Below are 14,809 nucleotides of genomic sequence, written 5' to 3'. Positions count from 1 at the left end.
GTGTCCCCTCAGCCCAGCAGTTCCGTCAGGTCGGCGTCCTCGTCGCGCAGGACGTCCGGGTCCGGGGCCGACCGGGCGGCGATCAGCTCGCGGGCGACCGCGATGTCGGCGCCGCGGTCCATCCCGAACGCCGCCCGCAGCACGCCCCCGGCGAGGTAGTACGCCACGAAGTCGAAGTCCTCGACGCGTCCGCGCAGCACCAGCCGGTCGGTCCCGGCCGGGTGCCCGGTGTACTGGAGGTTCCGGCCGAACTGGTCGGACCAGAACCAGGGGGACGCGGTGTGCGCGGCGGTCTTGCCGAGGATGTTCTTCGCGGCGACCATGCCCTGCGCGTTGGCGTTGTCGAAGTGCTCGGCGCGGATCCGGCGCCCGAACAGCGGGTGATGGAAGGTGGTCACGTCACCCGCGGCGTACACGCCGTCCTGCCCGGTGCGGCAGCGCTCGTCCACGACGATCCCGCCGTCGGCGGCGATCTCGACGCGCGATCCCGGGCCGGCGGCGGGCGCGGACGCGGGCACCATCCCGGCGCCGACCACGACGAGGTCGCCCTCGACGGTCGCGCCGCCGCTGGTGGTGACCAGCGCGGCCCCGGCGGTCTCCCGGTAGGACTCGACCTTCTCGCCGGTGCGCAGCTCGACGCCCGCGTCGCGCTGGAGGGCGGCGAGGGTGTCGCCCATCGGCTCGCCGAGCGCCCCGGCCAGCGGCTGCCCGGCCCGCTCGATCACGGTGACCTCGGCGCCGAGCCCGCGCGCGGTGGACGCGACCTCCGAGCCGACGAACCCGGCGCCGATCACGATGACGCGGGCGCCGGGGCGCAGGCCGGCGCGGAGCCGGTCGGCGTCGGCGAGGGTGCGCAGGTGGCGGACGCGCTCGCCCTCGACGCCGGGCAGCCGCCGCGGGCTCCCGCCGGTGGCGATCAGGACGGCGTCGGCCGTCTCGGTCCCGCCGCCCGCGTACTCGACGGCGCGGTCGGCGGCCCGGATCGCGGTGACCCGCGTGCCGGTGCGCAGGTCGACGGCGTTGGCGGCGCACCACTCGGGGGTCAGCAGGTACAGCTCGTCCCGCCCCTGGTCGCCCGCCAGGTGCTCCTTCGACAGCGGGGGCCGCTGGTAGGGGGCCTCGGACTCCTCCCCCACCAGCGTGACGCGGCCGTCGAAGCCGCGGCGGCGCAGCGTGCGGACGGCGACCGCGGCGGCCTGCCCGGCGCCCACGACGAGAACGGACCGGATCATGACGGTTCCTCCATGGCTGCGGCGCGGACGCGGGGGCGCGGGTCCACGTACACGACGCCGTCGTCGACGCGGACGGCGTAGGTCGGCTGGCACTCGGCGCGGTCGTCGATCTCCCCGGTGGCGGGGTCGATCTTCCACTGGTGCCCGGGGCAGATGACCCGCCCGTACAGCAGCGTGCCCCCGCTCAGCCGCCGCTGCTTGTGCACGCACACGTCGTCCAGCGCGTACACGGTGTCGCCGACCAGGAACAGCGCGATGTCCCGGTCGGCCACGGTGACCGCGAGCCGCTTGCGGCGGCGCACGGCGGCCAGCGGCGCGGCCTCCACCCAGTGGTCGGTCGTCATCCCTCTCCTCGGTGCTTCTCGGGCCGCGGGGCCGGGGCGGCAGGGACGGGACGGGTCGCCGTCCCGGCCCCGCCGCTCCGGCGGTGCGGGGCGCGTCGGGCAGGTCAGGCGACGGCGCCGACCAGGTCGGGCTTGACGTAGTGGTCGTAGAGGCCCTGGGTGTAGGAGAACCGCATCTCCGCTCCCCACCGGCACATCTGCAGGCAGCGCTGCTGCAGCTGCGGGGTGTCGGCGTGGTCCAGGACGATCTGGTAGCCGCGCTCGCCGTGCACGACGTCCGAGGTGATGTGCAAGTCGAAGAACTCGATCTCGTCCTCGGTGAACCCGTACACCTCGCGCAGCGGCACGATCTGCTTCTTGTAGATGCTCGGCACCTGCGACTCCAGCCCGACGACGAGCGCGGCCGTGGCGACCACGAAGTGCTCGCGCATCGCGATGGAGTAGCACCACGCCTGGAGCCCGCGGGTGACGGGGTTCATGTTGGACGGGTCCTCGACCCGCTCCTTCGTGGTGCCGCACGCCTCCGCGAACCGGATGAGCAGGTCGGTGTGCCGGATGTCGGCCAGCTCCTCCTCGTACATGTTCTGGAGGGTGAAGTCCTTGGCGCCGGTGAACTCGTCGGGGGTGTTGGCGTACACGTAGGCGAGGTAGTCGGCGAACGGCCCCACGTAGTGGTAGTGGTTCTCCGCCCAGCGGGCGAAGTGCTCGCGCTTCAGCTCACCCTCCGCCCACGCGCGGCTGAACGAGGCGTTCTTCGCCTCCCGCCCCTTGATGGCGTTTTCGAGTTCCTTCCGGAATTCGTCCTTGGACAGCAGTTCCGCCATTTTCGGACTCCTTTCTTTACTGGTGAGGCTAGGTATGCGCGGGTACGGTCGCCATGGCCGGAGCGCACACGGCGGCGCGGCGGCGGTGTGCATGGTGCACCAGGTCAGGGCGAGACATAGATGCTCTTCTCCTGCGTGTAGAAGAGCATCATCGACGGGCCCGCCTGCTCCTTGAACGTCTGCGTGCTCGATTCCTTGCGGCCGCCGAACGGCACCGTCATCGCCATTCCGGAGGTGGGCTGGTTGACCTTCACCAGGCCGGTGCGGGAACGCCGGGCAAACTCGAGAGCGCGGTCCAGGTCGCGGGTGACGATCCCGGCGGCGAGGCCGTAGTCGGTGGCGTCGGCGAGCGCGAGCGCCTCGTCCAGGCTGGCCGCCCGCTGGAACGCCAGCACCGGCCCGAAGATCTCCTCGCGGGCGATCCGCATGTCCGGCGTGACGCCGGTGAAGACGGCCGGGGCGACGAAGAACCCGGCCTCGTCGCCGGTCCGGGTGCCGCCGGTGACGAGCTTCGCGCCCTCGTCCTGCCCGATCCGCACGTACTCCAGCACCTTGGCGAGCTGGAAGTCGGCGGCGAGCGGGCCCATCGCGACGCCGTCGCGCAGCCCGTCGCCCACCGTCACCGCCTCGGCCAGCCCGACGACCCGTTCCAGCAGCGCGTCGTGCACGGCCTCGTGCGCGATGACGCGGCTGGTGCCGGTGCACGCCTGCCCGGCGAGCCCGTACGCGCCCTTGACGATGATCCGCGCGGCGCGGTCGAGGTCGGCGTCGTCCAGCACGATCACCGGGTTCTTGCCGCCCATCTCCAGCTGGCAGCGGCGGGACGGCCCGACGGCCGCGTGGATCGCGCGCCCGACGGCGGTCGAGCCGGTGAACGTCACCGCGTCCACGCGCGGGTCGGCGGCCAGCGCCGCCCCGGGAACGGCCCCGCCCTGGACGAGCGCGAGCGCGCCCGGCGGCAGCCCGCCCGCGAGCAGCGCCTCGACGAGCCGCTGCGCCAGCAGCGGGGTGACCGGGGACGGCTTGAACACCACCCCGTTCCCGGCCGCGAGCGCCGGGCCGAGCTTGCGGGACGGGATGTTCAGCGGGAAGTTCCACGGCGTGATCGCCCCCACGACCCCGACCGGCTCCGGCCGCGTGTAGACGAGGCCGCCGTCGTCCGCCGGGAAGCTCTGGCCGGTGATCCGCAGCGCCTCGCCCGCGTAGTAGCGCAGGTTCTGCGGGGTGCGGGAGGTCTCGATGGCCGCCTCCGCGCGCGTCTTGCCCTCCTCCCGGACCAGCTCGGCGGTCAGTTCGTCCGCGCGTTCGGCGAGCCGGTCCGCGGCTGCCTCCAGGACGGCGGCGCGGCGCTGCGGCGGGGTGTCCGCCCATTCGGCCGCGCCTTCGGCGACGGCCTCGATCGCGGCGGCCGTGTCGGCGGCCGACGAGTCCGGGAACGTTCCCACCAGGTCGTCCCGGTCGGCCGGGTTGCGGCGCTCGAAGGCGGCGCCGCCGGCGGCCGGGACCCACTCCCCGGCGATCAGGTTGAGCCCGGTGTGCGGTGGTCGCGTCATGCTCGGTGGTCCTCCAGTTCGGCGGGCGCGTGTTCGGCGGGCGGGTCGGGCACGGCGTCTCGGGCGGGCACGGCGGCGAGTGCGGTCAGTTCGACCTCGACGGGCGCGCCGCCGGGCAGGGCGCGGACGCCGACGGCGCTGCGCGCGGGCGGCGCCGCGTCCGGGGTCGCTGCGGCCAGGGCGGCGGAGGCGCCGTCGGCGACGGCCGACAGCTCGGTGACGCCGTCCGCGCAGGCCACGTACACGGTCATCCGCAGCCACGTCCGGACCGCCGTCGCGTCCCCCCGGCCGCCGAGCGCGGCGGCGACGGCGGCGACGGCGTTGCGGGCCGCGAGACCGGCCGCGTCCCGCGCGGCGGCGAGCCCGACGTCCGCGCCGACGAGCCCGGTCACGGTCAGGACACCGTCGCGGCGCGGCGTCATGCCCGCCGTGGCCACCAGCACGAGGCCGGGGACGTAGGGGGCGACGACGGCGGGCACGTAGTCGCCCTGGGGGCGCGGCGGGGCCGGGAGCCCGGCCGGGGATTCAGCGGACACCGAGCGCCACCCCGTCCTGCCGCGGGTCGGACGCTCCGGCGAGGACGCCCGTGTCGGCGTACACCGAGACGACCTGCGCGCCGCCGCCCGCCGCCCACGGCCCCTGCACCCGGACGTCGTGGCCCAGCTCGCGCAGCGCCTCCAGCCGGGCCGCGCCGAGCCGCGATTCGGCCCGCAGTTCCGGGGGCTGCCCGATGACGTCGGCGTCGCTGCCCGGATGGACGGTGAAGCGCGGCGCGGCCACCGCCGTCGCGGGATCGAGATCGTGGTCGAGCAGGTGCGAGATGAGCTGCGCGTTCCACTGGACCTGCCCGTCGCCGCCGGGCGTGTTGCCCACGTGCCGCAACCCGCCCCGGTCGTCGGTGACCAGCCACGCGTTGAGGGTGTGCAGCGGGCGGCGGCGCGGCCGCACCTCGTTGGGGTGCCCGTCGATCAGGTAGGCGCCGCGGCCGAGCCGGTTGTTGAGGACGATCCCGGTCCCGGGCACGGTCATCCGCGCGCCGAACGTGAACGCCAGCGAGTGGATCAGGCTCACCGCGGTGCCGTCGGCGTCCACCGCGACCATCGAGGTCGTGTCGCCGTCCACCGGGACGGGCGGCGCCGGGGCCGCCGGGACGTCACCGGCGTCGAGCCGGTCGCGCGCGGCGGCGAGCGCGTCCTCGGCGAGCAGCTCGCGCCAGCGGCCGTTGTCGGAGCCGCACCCGGCGAACCGGTCGGCGAAGGCCAGCCGGGCGGCGCCGGCGGCGCGGCCCACCGCCTCGGCCGACAACCACGGCAGCGCGGACAGCCGCCCGTCGTTCAGGCGCGCCTGCTGGAGCACCATCCAGCCGGGCGTGGGCGGCGGCGTCTGGTGCACGACCGCGCCCCCGTACCGGCAGGTCAGGGAGTCGCCGACGAGCGGCTCGGCGGTCGCCTCCCATTCCGCGCCGCTGAACGGGGCGCCGCCGTCCACCAGCGCCCGGACGGCGCGTTCCGCGAGGTCGCCGGTGTAGAAGGACGCGGGGTCGGCGGCGACGCGGCGGAGCGTGCGGGCGAGGTCGGGCTGCCGGAGCGGCGCGCCCACGCGCGGCGGCGCGCCGCCGGGCAGGAACACGTCCGCCGTTCCGGGGTCGCGGGCCAGCGCCGCGCGCCGCTCGAGGACGTCCGCGCGGGTCTTGTGCGTGCAGGGCAGGCCGCGCTCGGCGAGGTCGGCGGCGGGCGCCCAGAGCCGGGGCAGGTCCCGGGTCGCGGCGTCGGCGTGCAGGGCGGCGAGCGCCGCGACCGCGCCGGGCACCGCGACGGCGCGCGCCCCGTCCAGCGGGACGGCGGCCAGCCCGTGCTCGCGGTAGAAGCCGGGGTCGCCGCCGTCCGGGCCGAACCCGCTGCCGCCGAACGCGGTGACCGTCCCGTCCGGGCGGCGCAGCAGGACGAACGCGTCGCCGCCGAGCCCGCACTGGCCGGGCAGCGCGAGCCAGGACAGCGCGGCCATCGCCAGCGCCGCGTCGACGGCGTTGCCGCCCGCGTCGAGGACGTCCGCGCCCGCGCGGCTCACGGCCGGATGGTTCGAGGCGACCATCCCGCCGGCGGCGATCGTGGGCCCGCGCCCGGGGCATCCGAACTCGTCGGCCTGGGCGGCCGTCGTGGGGGGTGCTGCGCACATGGTTCCCATCGTGGGCACTGCGGCCGGTGCCGGGAATGGACCATCTGCCGAAGATCGGCGCCGTTCCTTGGGCAGGTCGCACAGCCGCACGCCCGAATCCGTTCGAATGGCGCCCGCCCTGCACGATGCACAATTCGATCGCGTCCGTGCTGTGCACCTTCCTCATTGTTCGAGGGCGGCGGATCGAGGACATTCTCTGGAACCGCTCCACCCTGGCCTACCCCCACCCCCCGGCCGACAAGGAGGTGGTGGCGTGCATCTAGGCGCCGCCCACTGGGTCTTCCTCACCGGGATCATCGTGATCATCGCCGTCATGATCGCCCGCAAGAACGTCGTGATCCCCGCGATCGCGGCCACGTTCTGCACCGCGCTCGCCTACGACGGCAGCCCCGTCCGCGCGCTGCAGTCGGTGTTCAACGCCAGCCTCACCGCGGCCACCGAACTGTTCAGCATCTTCCTCATCATCGCGCTGGTCACCGCGCTGCTGGGGGCGCTGCGCGCCCTCGGCGCGGACCGCCGGATGGTCGAACCGTTCCGGCACGTCATGCGGGGCGCGCATTCCGCGTTCTGGGTCATCGCCGGAACGACGTACGTGATCAGCCTGTTCTTCTGGCCCACCCCGGCGGTGCCGCTGATCGGCGCGATCCTGCTGCCCGCCGCGATCTCCGCCGGGCTGCGTCCGATCAGCGCCGCGCTCGCCATCGCGATCGCCGGGCAGGGCATGGCGCTCTCCAGCGACTACGTCATCCAGGTCGCGCCCGGCCTGTCCGCCAAGGCGGCGGGCGTCGACACCGGCGCGGTCGCCGACCGCGCCATGGTGCTGTCCCTGATCACCGGCGCGGTCGCCCTGGCCGTCGCCTACCTGATGTCGCGGCGGGAGATGCGCGCGCCCGACGTCCGGCACCTGGCCCGCTGGGAGGCGGGCGAGGAGGAGGAGCCCGCCGCGCGGCCCGCGCGGCCCGCGCGGCGCGGGCTGCTCGCCCGGCGCATCGCGACGGCCGCGGGTGCGGGCGGCGCGTCCGGCGGCGCGCCCCCGGCCGCCGTCCTCGAACGGGACGAACCGCGCCGGGACGCCATGACCGAGCGGGCCCTCGGCGACGGCGCGCCCGGCGGCCGCGACGGGCACGCGGGGCACGACGGGCACGCGGGGCGCTCGAAGGCGTTCGCGATGATCGTCCCGATCGCGCTCGCCGCGCTGCTCGGCTACATGATGCTGGGCAAGTTCACCGGCCTGGTGCCCGAGGTCGTCGGCGGGGACGCGGCGGCGCTGGTCGGCGGGACCGCGGTCGCGCTGCTGGTCGCCGCGGCGCTGTCCCGGGACGGCCTGGGCTGCCTGGAGTCCTGCGGCGAGCACATCGTGGACGGGCTGGTCTTCGCCGTGAAGGCGATGGGCGTCGTGATCCCCATCGCGGGCTTCTTCTTCCTCGGCAACGCCGACTTCGCGGGCCGCATCATGGCGCTGGACGAGGGCGCCACGGCGCCCGGCTTCCTGTTCGACCTGACCGCCCGGATCGAGGGCGCCGTCCCCGACAACGGCGTCATCGTCGGGCTGGCGCTGCTGCTCGTCGGGCTGATCAGCGGCCTGGACGGCTCCGGCTTCTCCGGGCTCCCGATGACCGGGTCGCTGGCCGGGTCGCTCGGCCCGGCGTCCGGCACCGACCCCGCCCTGCTGGCCGCGATCGGCCAGATGGGCTCGATCTGGGCGGGCGGCGGCGTGCTGATCGCCTGGTCCTCGCTGCTGGCCGTGGCCGGGTTCGCCCGCGTCCCCGTGCTGGAGCTCGTCCGCCGCGCGTTCCTGCCCGTCGTCGCCGGCCTCGTCGTCGCGACGCTGGCCGGAATCGCGATCTTCTGAGGAAGGCACCGAGAACCACGTGACCGAATCGCTCCAGTCCGTCCCGTCCCGCCCCGCCACCTCCGCTCCGGCGGCGGGCGGGGCGGGACCGTCCCCCGCCCGCCTCCGGGTCCGCGCCGTCCTGCTGGTCGCGCTGACGTTCGCCGCGGGAGCCGTCGACATCGTCGGCTTCCTCGGCCTGCACGAGGTCTTCACCGCGAACATGACCGGCAACATCGTCCTGTTCGGCATGGCCGCCGGGCAGGCGTCCCTCCCCGACCTCGCGAACTGCGGCGCGGCGACGCTCGCGTTCGCCGCCGGGCTGCTGCTGGGCTTCCGGACGGCCGGGCGCGGCGACCCCGCGCGGGTGTGGCCGCCCGGGGTGACCCGCGCGCTGGCCGCCGGGCTCCTCCTGCAGGCCGTGTTCCTCGCGGGGTGGGCGTACGCGGACGCCCGCCCGGAGGGCGCCGCGCTCCTCGCGCTCATCTCGGCGTCGTCGGCCGCGATGGGCGTGCAGACCGCCGCCGCCCGCACGCTGGCCGCCGACGGCATCACCACCACGTTCGTCACCGGCACGCTCACCTCGATGATGGGCGCGCTGGCGATCGGCTCGACCGGCGCCGCCGGGCTGCGCACCGCCGTGATCCTCGCGCTGGCCGCCGGGGCCGCCGCGGGCGGCGCGCTGATGGGTCCCGCGCCGGTCGCCGCCGCCGCGCTGGGCCCGGCGATCACCGTCGTGGTGCTCGGCGCGGGCCACCTGCTGTCCCGCGAGCCGGGCTGAGCGCGGCCGCCGTCAGGTACCGTCCCAGCGCGCGCGGGCCATGTCGACGCGACGTCCGTCCGGACGCAGCGGCGTGCCCTCCGCCCGCCAGTGCTCGTGCGCGCGCGCCTCGCCGGAACGCGGCGGGCTCCCGTCGGCGCGGATGACCCGCCACCACGGCACGCCGCCCCCGAACAGCGACATCACCCGGCCGACCTGCCGGGGCCCGCCGCGCCCGAGCAGTTCGGCGATGTCCCCGTAGGCCAGCACCTTGCCGGGCGGGATCCGCTCGACCGTCTCCAGGACGGCCTCGGAGTACTCGTCGGGTTCCATCACCCGATCGTCTCGCGCCCGCCGGGCCGCCACGGCTCCGGCGCGGGCCGGAGACCGGGAAGGCCCAGCGGCGGCGGCCCCCCGCCCGGCCCCGGACCGGGGACGGGCGGGCGCCCGCCGCGCGGGTGGCGGCGGGCGAACAGGGCCGAGATCCAGACCGCGGCGATCGTCCCGGCGAGCACGCCGCCCACGACCGTGACCAGCACGCCCGTGAACCAGGCCGGACGCTCGATGACCGGCACCGGCTCCGGCTCCGCCCCGCCGAACGCGTCCCCCGGCGGCTTGCCCGCGGTCGTCCTCGCCCGCTCCCGCACCAGCTCCGCCGCCGCCGACAGCGACCGCGCCGCGTGCACCACGCCGAACCCGAGCCGGGCGTCGTAGGTCCCCTCCGGCCCGTTCCGGGTGCCGTCGACGATCGCCTGCGCGACCAGCGCGGGCGACAGCTCCGGGTACTCCGCCTTGAGCAGCGCCGCGATGCCCGACACGATCGCGCTGGAGTCGCTGGTGCCGCTGCTCAGCACGTACCGTCCGCCCGGCAGCGCGACCGGCAGTTCCGCGCCGGGCGCCGCCACGAGCACCGAGTAGTTGCTGTTCGAGAACGGGGCGCGCCCGCCGCCGGGCCGCGACGCCGCGACCGCGATCACGCCCGGATACGACGCCGGGTACGAGTACGGCGCGAAGCCGTGGCGGTCCAGGGCGTCCGGGTCGTCCCCGTCGTTGCCGACCGCCGACACCACCACGATCCCCTTCGACATCGCGTAGGCGATCGCCTGGCGCTCCGCGGGGATCTGCCCCTTCTGGCCGAGCGAGAGGTTGATGACGTCCGCGCCGTGGTCGGCGGCGTAGCGGATGCCCTCCGCGACGGCGCGCTCCGCCTTCTTCTCGCGGCGGAACCGCGCGTACCCGGCGTCCTCCTCCTCGGCGATCGACCGGATCGACAGGATGCGCGCCCGCGGGGCGATCCCGATGATCCCGTCGCGCCCGCCGGGCCCGTGCCCGTGCCCCGCGATCAGGGACGCCATCGCGGTGCCGTGCAGCCGCTCCGGCTCCGTCCCCGCGTCGGTCTCCTCGATCAGGTTGGGCCCGACCGTCACCGACCCCCGCAGATCGGCATGGCCGGGGTCGACGCCCGAGTCGACGACGGCGACCGTCACGCCCTCGCCGCGCGTCAGCTTCCACGCCTCGTCCACACCGAGGTCGTCCAGGACCGGCTGCTGCCGATCGCGCACCTCGTCCGCGCGGGCCGTCCCGGGCGTCCACACCAGCGCGCACGCGGTCAGCACCGCCGCGCCCCGCAGCGCCGCCCGCCTCAGCATTGCCACTCGCGCCTGGAGCAGTCCGGCCGCGCCGGGGTCGACAGCGACTCCTCCAGCGCGGTCGCGAGCTGCGGCGCCAGGATGAACGGCTGCCCCGGCCGCTCCCGCTCGACGGCCGCCGCGGGACGCCCGTCGGTGTGCCCGGACGTCGTCAGCACCACGTACGGGCCGCCCCGGTCGCTCCCCCGGGACTGCCGGGCCGCGTCGGTGAACCGTCCCGACGCCGTCCCCGGGAACGCCGCCGCCTTCAGCGCGGGCTCCACCCCGCCGGACCCGTCCGGCCGCTTGTTCTTCGGCAGCTCCTCGTACGCCCGGTCCGCCCTGTGGGCGTCCGGGAAGACCACGACGCCGACCGTCGTCACGATCCCGTTCAGCGCGCCGACGTACGTCGCGCGCAGGATCGCCTTGCATCCGTGCCGCCGCAGCGTCCCCACCAGCGCGGCGTCCACGGCCTGCGCGCAGCCGGTGTCGGGCACGATGCCCGCCCGCGTCGCGTACTCGGCGTCGACGTTCTCGAAGACCCGGTACGGGATGCGGTCGGGGAAGACACGCTCCGCCGGCCACACCTCCCACCGCTGCGCGACCTCGGCCCGCGACGCGATCTCCAGCTCGGCGTCCGTCGGCTCGCGCGTGTAGCTCCGCCACACGCTGCCCAGCGCCAGCACGGACGCGGCCAGGTAGCAGCAGCCGACGACGATCGCGACGACCATCCACTGCCGCCCGCGCAGCCCGAGCACGGTGACGCGCGGAGGGGGTTCCGGGGGAGGGAACGGCGCAGGCGGTTGGGGGATGAACGCCACAAGAACCTAGATTAGCTGCGCTTCCGGCATTACGCCCCTCCCGTCGGGGTGAGGGTGGGGAATGCGGCCGCTCATGGCAAGGTTGACCCGAGTGGGGACGATGATGTCCCGCCCCCGGAACAGCCGAGCGTCAGCACAGGAGCACCCACCGTGTCGTTGCCACCTCTGGTCGAGCCCGCAGCGGAGCTCACCCGTGACGAGGTCAACCGCTACTCGCGGCACCTGATCATCCCCGATGTCGGAATGACCGGACAGAAGCGACTGAAGAACGCGAAGGTCCTGGTCGTGGGCGGCGGCGGCCTCGGCTCCCCCGCTCTGCTCTACCTCGCCGCCGCGGGAATCGGCACCCTCGGCGTCATCGACTTCGACGTCGTCGACGAGTCCAACCTCCAGCGGCAGATCATCCACCGGCAGTCGTCCATCGGCAAGCCGAAGGTCGAGTCCGCCGCCGACACCGTCCGTGACATCAACCCGCTGATCAACGTGGTGACGCACGACACCGCGCTCGACCGCGACAACGTCATGGAGATCTTCGCCCAGTACGACCTGATCGTCGACGGCACCGACAACTTCGCCACCCGCTACATGGTGAACGACGCGGCCGTCCTGCTCGGCAAGCCGTACGTGTGGGGCTCCATCTACCGCTTCGACGGCCAGGCGTCGGTCTTCTGGGCCGAGCACGGCCCGTGCTACCGCTGCCTCTACCCCGAGCCCCCGCCGCCCGGCATGGTCCCGTCGTGCGCCGAGGGCGGCGTACTCGGCGTCCTGTGCGCGTCCATCGGGTCGATCCAGGTCAACGAGGCCATCAAGCTCCTGGCCGGCATCGGCGAACCCATCGTCGGCCGGCTGATGATCTACGACGCCCTGGAGATGACGTACCGCTCGGTCAAGGTCCGCAAGGACCCCGAGTGCCCGCTCTGCGGCAAGAACCCGACGCAGACCGAACTCCTCGAGGACTACGACGCGTTCTGCGGCGCCGTCTCCGAGGAGGCCACCGAGGCCGTCAAGGACTCGACGATCTCCGTGCACGACCTCAAGGCCATGCAGGACCGCGAGGACGGCATCTTCCTCGTCGACGTCCGCGAGCCCAACGAGTACGAGATCGTCTCGATCCCGGGCGCGACCCTCATCCCGAAGGGCGACTTCCTCAACGGCTCGGCCCTCGAGAAGCTCCCGCAGGACAAGAAGATCGTGCTGCACTGCAAGTCGGGCGTCCGCTCCGCCGAGGCGCTCGCCGTGGTGAAGAACGCGGGCTTCGGCGACGCCGTCCACGTCGGCGGCGGCGTCGTGGCGTGGGTCAACCAGATCGACCCCAGCCTCCCGTCCTACTGACGCCCACGCCCCCGAAGGCCCCCGGAATCCGCCGATCCCGGGGGCCTTCGGCGTCCGGCCGCCGGGATCACCCCCAGACCAGCTCCGCACGCAGTCGCCGGGCGGCGCTCTCCGGGCTCAGCCACCGCCCGAACCCGCTGCCCCGCAGCGAGACAGTCGCCGCCGCCCCATCCGGCAGGGCGATCCCGTACGCGACGACCTCCCGCACCACCGCGTCCGCGTCGTCGAGGTCCTCCTGCACGAGAAGGAACAGCCGAGGAACGTCGCGTTCGTCCACCTCTAAGGCGTGGTAGACAGTCGGTAGTTCGGACTCGTGGATGTCATCCATAGGGTGCTCCTCTCCGAGCGACCGGGGTCGGGACGGCTCAGCCTCCAAGCAAGACCCGTCCCGACCTCATCCACCATTCTCTGTCACAATCTGTGACTCCTGCTCTACAGTGAGCATGCTCCCATCAAGTCCACGTCTCAACAAGTTGTTGGGCCGAATTCTTGTTAAGATCTTGCTCGGCTGGAAGGAGTCCAGATGGCTGTCACCCCTCAGCGAGCGACACTGCGTTCACAGTGGCTAGGACAGCAACTTCGCGAGTTGCGCGACGAACGAGGGCTGATGATCAAGGAGGTCGCCGAGTACCTACAGCGAGACCCCGGGACCGTAAGCCGGTTCGAAACGGGTTTCTATCCGATTCGGCGTCCAGACTTGATGGCACTACTGGATCTCTATGGCGTCTCCCAGCCGCGGCAACGTGATGCGTTGCTGGCACTCAGCCAAGATGTCTGGCAAAAGGGCTGGTGGGACGGCTACGCCACGGACGTAGTCGGGTCACTGGTCGACTACGCCTGGCTGGAGTCACGGGCCACGCACATCCGCTCGTTCGCCGCCATCGTCGTGCCCGGCCTGCTCCAAACGCCTGAGTACGCAAGTGCAGTGATCAAGACGAACGATGCCGACGCCACACCGGACCAGGTGGAGCGCTGGCACGAACTACGGATGAACCGGCAGCAAGTACTCGAAGATGAGAAGCCGACCATGTTGACAGCCGTCTTCGACGAGTCCGTCCTCCGGCGCCAGGTCGGCTCTTCGCAGATCATGTGCGGTCAACTCCGCCATCTTGAGCAGTGTGCGGGCAATCCAACCGTGAACATCCACATCCTTCCGCTCCGCGCAGGCACGCCGGCGGGCACCTACGGCAGCTTCGAGATTTTCGAGCTTCCGTCTCCGTTCCCGCAGGTCGCTTACAGCGAGACGATGGCGGGAGGCGTCTACGTAGAGTCGCCGGATAGCGATCGCTTCATCCGAACGTACGATGGACACATGAGCCGAGCTCTTGGGCAAGCAGAGTCCCTCGAACTCATCTCCAAGATCGCAGAGGAATGGCAGTGAACAAGCCAGAAGCCAGCCGGACTCTCTCTCCGCAGCAGCGCGCCGACGTCGCCTGGCACATCAGCACCTTCAGCCCCAATAACGGCGGCAACTGCGTCGAGGCCGGGCCGCTGGCCGACGGGACGGAGCGCGTCGCCGTCCGGCACAGCCACCATCCCGACGCCGAAGTCATCATCTACACCCGCGCCGAATGGGAAGCCTTCCTCGCCGGCGTCCGCAACAACGAATTCGACTTCTTCACCTGACCCCGAGGGGCACCAACGCGGATCCTGCGGGACGCAGATCCTCCGGGGGCGCAGACTTCGAGGGCGGCTTGGACGACCGCGGGAACCACGAGCGCCCAGTCCGAACTCGAGGAGGCGCCGAAGGACGCCATTCAGCAGCATGTTCGAAAGAACCCAAAGTTAGTCCAATCGTTCATGGCGAACGATTCCCAGCAGTTGATGATTACAGCGTCCATCGATGATCAATTCGACACCACCAAGCAGTCGCTCTATCTCAATTGCAACTTGTGACGCATACACAAATGCTGGAACGCTAATCACTTCAAGCTCTTCAAAGACGGAGATCAGCCCCCGCTCTTCACTGAACCACATGGAAACAAAGGAAGCTTCCAGCTCAAGCAGCGGCGCCGGCGGAACAAATTCATCGAGCGAGAGAGCTACGGAAGCTTCCAGGGTCCACTCATGAACCCACCATCGCCCCCTCCTTACCGGCCTTGGAAGGCCGGCATCACCCACGTGATCCGCCGAATATCCACTCATTTCAACCATCGTAGCAATATCTTATTCGCACGAACGACGCCGGGCGTCTACTTTCTCGACGAGTGGCCACCGGTTCAGCAACGTTACGCAGCTGCCCAGTCGTCCCCACAGCGTACTTCCTCACTTTCAACGCCTGGCACCCAACATTTCGCGATCCGTCCATG

General features: G+C 72.8%; 17 protein-coding genes. 6 read left to right on the top strand and 11 right to left on the bottom strand.

Features of this window, described 5'->3' with window-relative positions; translation table 11 throughout:
• Positions 1 to 8: 8 nt before the first annotated feature.
• From F7P10_RS31720 to F7P10_RS31695, 6 genes are all read right to left on the bottom strand, one after another.
• Positions 9 to 1,232, bottom strand: coding sequence for an NAD(P)/FAD-dependent oxidoreductase (locus F7P10_RS31720; protein WP_151015034.1), 1,224 nt, complete (start codon positions 1,230 to 1,232; stop codon positions 9 to 11).
• On the bottom strand, positions 1,229 to 1,576 hold the full coding sequence (locus F7P10_RS31715; RefSeq protein ID WP_151015032.1) for a Rieske 2Fe-2S domain-containing protein: 348 nt from the start codon (positions 1,574 to 1,576) through the stop codon (positions 1,229 to 1,231). The genes F7P10_RS31720 and F7P10_RS31715 overlap by 4 nt, the downstream gene beginning before the upstream one ends.
• Before the next feature lie 104 nt (positions 1,577 to 1,680).
• Positions 1,681 to 2,400 (bottom strand): TenA family transcriptional regulator, encoded by a 720-nt coding sequence (locus F7P10_RS31710; protein WP_151015030.1) that lies wholly within the window; start codon positions 2,398 to 2,400, stop codon positions 1,681 to 1,683.
• A 104-nt stretch (positions 2,401 to 2,504) separates the two neighbouring features.
• Entirely contained in the window at positions 2,505 to 3,953 is a 1,449-nt protein-coding gene (locus F7P10_RS31705) for an aldehyde dehydrogenase family protein (RefSeq protein WP_151015028.1), read from the bottom strand.
• Positions 3,950 to 4,489, bottom strand: coding sequence for an Atu1372/SO_1960 family protein (locus tag F7P10_RS31700; protein ID WP_151015026.1), 540 nt, complete (start codon positions 4,487 to 4,489; stop codon positions 3,950 to 3,952). The genes F7P10_RS31705 and F7P10_RS31700 overlap by 4 nt, the downstream gene beginning before the upstream one ends.
• Complete coding sequence (locus F7P10_RS31695) at positions 4,479 to 6,128, bottom strand: gamma-glutamyltransferase (RefSeq protein WP_218040207.1); 1,650 nt, start codon at positions 6,126 to 6,128, stop codon at positions 4,479 to 4,481. The genes F7P10_RS31700 and F7P10_RS31695 overlap by 11 nt, the downstream gene beginning before the upstream one ends.
• A gap of 35 nt (positions 6,129 to 6,163) precedes the next feature.
• Here F7P10_RS31695 and F7P10_RS31690 point away from each other — a divergent pair, with 35 nt between their 5' ends.
• Genes F7P10_RS31690 through F7P10_RS31680 form a run of 3 tightly spaced genes read left to right on the top strand, consistent with a single transcriptional unit; the run spans position 6,164 to position 8,740 of the window.
• On the top strand, positions 6,164 to 6,391 hold the full coding sequence (locus tag F7P10_RS31690; RefSeq protein WP_151015024.1) for a hypothetical protein: 228 nt from the start codon (positions 6,164 to 6,166) through the stop codon (positions 6,389 to 6,391).
• Positions 6,382 to 7,980, top strand: coding sequence for a hypothetical protein (locus F7P10_RS31685; RefSeq protein WP_151015022.1), 1,599 nt, complete (start codon positions 6,382 to 6,384; stop codon positions 7,978 to 7,980). Before F7P10_RS31690 ends, F7P10_RS31685 begins: the two co-directional genes overlap by 10 nt.
• 19 nt (positions 7,981 to 7,999) lie before the next feature.
• Positions 8,000 to 8,740 (top strand): DUF1275 family protein, encoded by a 741-nt coding sequence (locus F7P10_RS31680; RefSeq protein WP_151015021.1) that lies wholly within the window; start codon positions 8,000 to 8,002, stop codon positions 8,738 to 8,740.
• A 12-nt stretch (positions 8,741 to 8,752) separates the two neighbouring features.
• Here F7P10_RS31680 and F7P10_RS31675 read toward each other — a convergent pair whose 3' ends face one another.
• From F7P10_RS31675 to F7P10_RS31665, 3 genes are read right to left on the bottom strand one after another with little or no spacing between them, the layout of a single operon-like run.
• Entirely contained in the window at positions 8,753 to 9,052 is a 300-nt protein-coding gene (locus tag F7P10_RS31675; RefSeq protein WP_151015019.1) for an MGMT family protein, read from the bottom strand.
• Positions 9,052 to 10,368, bottom strand: coding sequence for a S8 family serine peptidase (locus F7P10_RS31670; RefSeq protein ID WP_151018417.1), 1,317 nt, complete (start codon positions 10,366 to 10,368; stop codon positions 9,052 to 9,054). The genes F7P10_RS31675 and F7P10_RS31670 overlap by 1 nt, the downstream gene beginning before the upstream one ends.
• Positions 10,362 to 11,168 carry a hypothetical protein gene (locus tag F7P10_RS31665; RefSeq protein ID WP_151015017.1) on the bottom strand — a complete coding sequence of 269 codons (807 nt, stop codon included), beginning with the start codon at positions 11,166 to 11,168 and terminating at the stop codon, positions 10,362 to 10,364. Before F7P10_RS31665 ends, F7P10_RS31670 begins: the two co-directional genes overlap by 7 nt.
• 150 nt (positions 11,169 to 11,318) lie before the next feature.
• Here F7P10_RS31665 and moeZ point away from each other — a divergent pair, with 150 nt between their 5' ends.
• Positions 11,319 to 12,500: an adenylyltransferase/sulfurtransferase MoeZ gene (gene moeZ / locus F7P10_RS31660; RefSeq protein WP_151015015.1), complete on the top strand. Its 1,182-nt coding sequence runs from the start codon at positions 11,319 to 11,321 to the stop codon at positions 12,498 to 12,500.
• Between the two features lie 67 nt (positions 12,501 to 12,567).
• Here the strand turns inward: moeZ and F7P10_RS31655 are convergent, their stop codons facing one another.
• On the bottom strand, positions 12,568 to 12,828 hold the full coding sequence (locus F7P10_RS31655) for a hypothetical protein (protein WP_151015013.1): 261 nt from the start codon (positions 12,826 to 12,828) through the stop codon (positions 12,568 to 12,570).
• 195 nt (positions 12,829 to 13,023) lie between these two features.
• Between F7P10_RS31655 and F7P10_RS31650 the strand changes: the two genes are divergently transcribed.
• Both F7P10_RS31650 and F7P10_RS31645 read left to right on the top strand, forming a co-directional pair.
• Complete coding sequence (locus F7P10_RS31650) at positions 13,024 to 13,881, top strand: helix-turn-helix transcriptional regulator (RefSeq protein WP_151015011.1); 858 nt, start codon at positions 13,024 to 13,026, stop codon at positions 13,879 to 13,881.
• Entirely contained in the window at positions 13,878 to 14,126 is a 249-nt protein-coding gene (locus F7P10_RS31645) for a DUF397 domain-containing protein (RefSeq protein WP_254716124.1), read from the top strand. The genes F7P10_RS31650 and F7P10_RS31645 overlap by 4 nt, the downstream gene beginning before the upstream one ends.
• Before the next feature lie 159 nt (positions 14,127 to 14,285).
• Here the strand turns inward: F7P10_RS31645 and F7P10_RS31640 are convergent, their stop codons facing one another.
• Positions 14,286 to 14,654 carry a hypothetical protein gene (locus F7P10_RS31640; RefSeq protein ID WP_151015007.1) on the bottom strand — a complete coding sequence of 123 codons (369 nt, stop codon included), beginning with the start codon at positions 14,652 to 14,654 and terminating at the stop codon, positions 14,286 to 14,288.
• Positions 14,655 to 14,809: the final 155 nt, after the last annotated feature.

It is taken from the genome of Actinomadura sp. WMMB 499 (assembly GCF_008824145.1).
In the GTDB taxonomy this organism is placed as follows: Bacteria; Actinomycetota; Actinomycetes; order Streptosporangiales; family Streptosporangiaceae; genus Spirillospora.
The sequence above is the reverse complement of the archived record's forward strand: the minus strand, read 5'-3'. Positions and strand labels throughout refer to the sequence as shown.

Coding starts and splice junctions, on each gene's coding strand:
- F7P10_RS31720 (WP_151015034.1), bottom strand. CDS start 1,232: ATGATCCGGTCCGTTCTCGTCGTGGGCGCCGGGCAGGCCGCCGCGGTC.
- F7P10_RS31715 (WP_151015032.1), bottom strand. CDS start 1,576: ATGACGACCGACCACTGGGTGGAGGCCGCGCCGCTGGCCGCCGTGCGC.
- F7P10_RS31710 (WP_151015030.1), bottom strand. CDS start 2,400: ATGGCGGAACTGCTGTCCAAGGACGAATTCCGGAAGGAACTCGAAAAC.
- F7P10_RS31705 (WP_151015028.1), bottom strand. CDS start 3,953: ATGACGCGACCACCGCACACCGGGCTCAACCTGATCGCCGGGGAGTGG.
- F7P10_RS31695 (WP_218040207.1), bottom strand. CDS start 6,128: ATGTGCGCAGCACCCCCCACGACGGCCGCCCAGGCCGACGAGTTCGGA.
- F7P10_RS31690 (WP_151015024.1), top strand. CDS start 6,164: ATGGACCATCTGCCGAAGATCGGCGCCGTTCCTTGGGCAGGTCGCACA.
- F7P10_RS31675 (WP_151015019.1), bottom strand. CDS start 9,052: ATGGAACCCGACGAGTACTCCGAGGCCGTCCTGGAGACGGTCGAGCGG.
- F7P10_RS31670 (WP_151018417.1), bottom strand. CDS start 10,368: ATGCTGAGGCGGGCGGCGCTGCGGGGCGCGGCGGTGCTGACCGCGTGC.
- F7P10_RS31655 (WP_151015013.1), bottom strand. CDS start 12,828: ATGGATGACATCCACGAGTCCGAACTACCGACTGTCTACCACGCCTTA.
- F7P10_RS31650 (WP_151015011.1), top strand. CDS start 13,024: ATGGCTGTCACCCCTCAGCGAGCGACACTGCGTTCACAGTGGCTAGGA.
- F7P10_RS31640 (WP_151015007.1), bottom strand. CDS start 14,654: ATGGTTGAAATGAGTGGATATTCGGCGGATCACGTGGGTGATGCCGGC.